This is a genomic window from Shinella sp. WSJ-2 (genome assembly GCF_003432075.1).
In the GTDB taxonomy this organism is placed as follows: Bacteria; Pseudomonadota; Alphaproteobacteria; order Rhizobiales; family Rhizobiaceae; genus Shinella.
This window is the reverse complement of the sequence record NZ_QWBU01000028.1, coordinates 1-2,496: the sequence shown is the minus strand read 5'-3', so window position 1 is coordinate 2,496 and position 2,496 is coordinate 1. Positions and strand designations below refer to the sequence as shown.

Sequence of the window (2,496 nt, the reverse complement as noted above, 5' to 3'; positions counted from 1 at the left end):
TGTTGATTGCCACTGAGAACTGACCCGGCATTTCCACCGAGAATTGACCCGCCTATTAGATGTCGTTCGGGTCGGTGGTTGCGGTCAAGCTCTTCCTTTTCTCCTTCGTCGTTTTGGGCTCATGAGCCGAACTATTCTTGAAGCGGAAGCTGTCGTTTCCGGTTTCAAGGATGTGGCAATGGTGGGTCAAGCGGTCGAGCAGCGCGGTGGTCATCTTGGCATCGCCGAAGACGCTGGCCCATTCGCTGAAGCTCAGGTTGGTCGTGATGATGACGCTCGTGTGCTCGTAGAGCTTGCTTAACAGATGGAAGAGCAGCGCCCCGCCTGAAGCGCTGAACGGCAGGTAGCCCAGCTCGTCGAGAATGACGAGATCGGAGTGTGCCAGGCGGTTGGCGATCTGGCCTGGGCGACCTTGGGACTTCTCCTGCTCGAGCGCGTTGACCAGTTCCACGGTCGAGAAGAACCGAACCCGCTTGTGATGATGTTCGATGGCCTGGACACCGATGGCCGTAGCGATATGCGTCTTGCCCGTGCCGGGACCGCCGACCAGGACGATGTTGTTGGCCTCGTCGAGGAAGTCGCAGCGATGAAGCTGACGGACCAGCGCCTCGTTGACCTCACTGCTGGTGAAGTCGAAGCCGTTCAGATCACGATAGGCTGGAAAGCGTGCCGTCTTGAGCTGGTAGGCGGTCGATCGCACTTCACGTTCCGCGGTCTCGGCCTTGAGGAGCTGCGACAGGATCGGGATGGCGGCCTCAAACGCTGGCGATCCCTGTTCGGTGAGTTCGCCGACGGCCTGGGCCATGCCGTGCATCTTCAGTTGCCGCAACATGATGACGACAGCGCCACTTGCTGGATTATGACGCATGGCGAACCTCCGTCTTTCTGAGCGCATCGTAGCGTTCGACATTGGCCTTGGGCTCGTTGGTGAGCGTCAGGGCCTGCGGCGCGTCGATGGTGGGCGGTGTGAAGGATTTGCCGTCGACGAGGCGATGCAGCAGGTTCAGCACGTGCGTCTTCGTGGGGACGCCGGACTTCAGCGCCATGTCGACCGCCGATAGCACGGCCTGTTCGTCGTGCTGGAGAACAAGGGCCAGGATATCGACCATCTCGCGGTCACCACCCGGCTTCTTCAGGAGGTACTGCTGCAAGGCTCGGAACGCATCGGGCAGTTCGGCAAAGGGTGCACCATTGCGAAGAGCGCCCGGCTTGCGTTGCACCACCGCCAGATAATGCCGCCAGTCGTAGATGGTCTGTCCCGGTCGGTCATGAGAGCGATCGATGACCCGGCGATGCTCGCAGACGATCTGGCCCTCCGCGGCGACAACGACACGATCCGGATAGACCCGCAGGCTCACCGGCCGATTGGCGAAGGAGGCAGGAACGCTGTAGCGATTGCGCTCCAGATGAACGAGGCAGGTCGGCGTGACGCGCTTGGTATACTCGACGAAGCCATCGAACGGCCGGGAGACAGGCATCAATGCCAAAGCCTCCTCAGCCCAGATGTCGGCGATGGTGCCGCGCATCTGTCCGTGCGGGGTATTCGCCCACAATTCCTTGCAGCGCTGCTCCAGCCAGACGTTCAACGCTTCCAGCGACGGAAAGCGCGGCGTGGGCTGCCAGAGACGATGACGGGCATCCTGAACGTTCTTCTCGACCTGTCCTTTCTCCCAACCGGACGCCGGATTGCAGAACTCGGGTTCGAACACATAGTGACTGGCCATCGCCATGAAGCGCACGTTGACGTCGCGATCCTTCCCGCGACCAACCTTGTCGATCGCCGTGCGCATATTGTCGTAGATGCCACGGCCGGGGATGCCGCCAAAGACGCGGAAGGCATGGTTGTGGGCATCGAACAGCATCTCGTGCGTCTGCAGGAGATAGGCTCTCACGATGAAGGCGCGGCTGTAGCTCAGCTTCGTATGCGCGACCTGCAGCTTGGTGCGCTCATTGCCGATGATGGCCCAGTCCTCCGACCAATCGAATTGGAACGCTTCGCCCGGTTCGAAGGCCAACGGCACGAACGTTCCGCGTCCTGTGGTCTGAAGTTCCCTTTGCCTATCGGCCTTCCACTCTCGGGCAAATGCCGCCACCCGATTATAAGAGCCCTCATAACCGAGGCCAACCAGATCGGCATGCAGTTGCTTGATCGTCCGCTTCTGCTTGCGGCCCTTCTTCGATTCCGTCTTCAGCCATGCCGACAGCCGATCTGCAAACGGATCAAGCTTGCTCGGTCGCTCCGGCACCTTAAACTTCGGCTCCCCGCCATCAAGGCGCAGGTATTTGCGGACGGTGTTCCGGGAAAGGCCAGTCCGGCGACAGATCTCTCGGATCGATAGATGCTCTCGAAGATGCCAGCGCCGGATCACGCTCAGTAACGCCATGTCAATCACTCCACAGCCCTCGCTGAAAACTCGCGAGGGACGGTTGAAACATGGGTCAATTCTCAATGGAAATATCGGGCTATGCCGGGTCAGTTCTCAGTGGCAATCAACA

At 60.1% G+C, this 2,496-nt stretch carries 2 protein-coding genes; both read right to left on the bottom strand.

Annotated features, from left to right (window positions below; all coding sequences use genetic code 11):
* Window positions 1–55: 55 nt before the first annotated feature.
* Window positions 56–868 carry an IS21-like element helper ATPase IstB gene (gene istB / locus D0Y60_RS24525; RefSeq protein ID WP_117372586.1) on the bottom strand — a complete coding sequence of 271 codons (813 nt, stop codon included), beginning with the start codon at window positions 866–868 and terminating at the stop codon, window positions 56–58.
* Complete coding sequence (gene istA / locus D0Y60_RS24520; RefSeq protein ID WP_117372585.1) at window positions 858–2,384, bottom strand: IS21 family transposase; 1,527 nt, start codon at window positions 2,382–2,384, stop codon at window positions 858–860. Before istA ends, istB begins: the two co-directional genes overlap by 11 nt.
* Between the last annotated feature and the right edge of the window lie 112 nt (window positions 2,385–2,496).

Coding starts and splice junctions, on each gene's coding strand:
- istA (WP_117372585.1), bottom strand. CDS start 2,384: ATGGCGTTACTGAGCGTGATCCGGCGCTGGCATCTTCGAGAGCATCTA.
- istB (WP_117372586.1), bottom strand. CDS start 868: ATGCGTCATAATCCAGCAAGTGGCGCTGTCGTCATCATGTTGCGGCAA.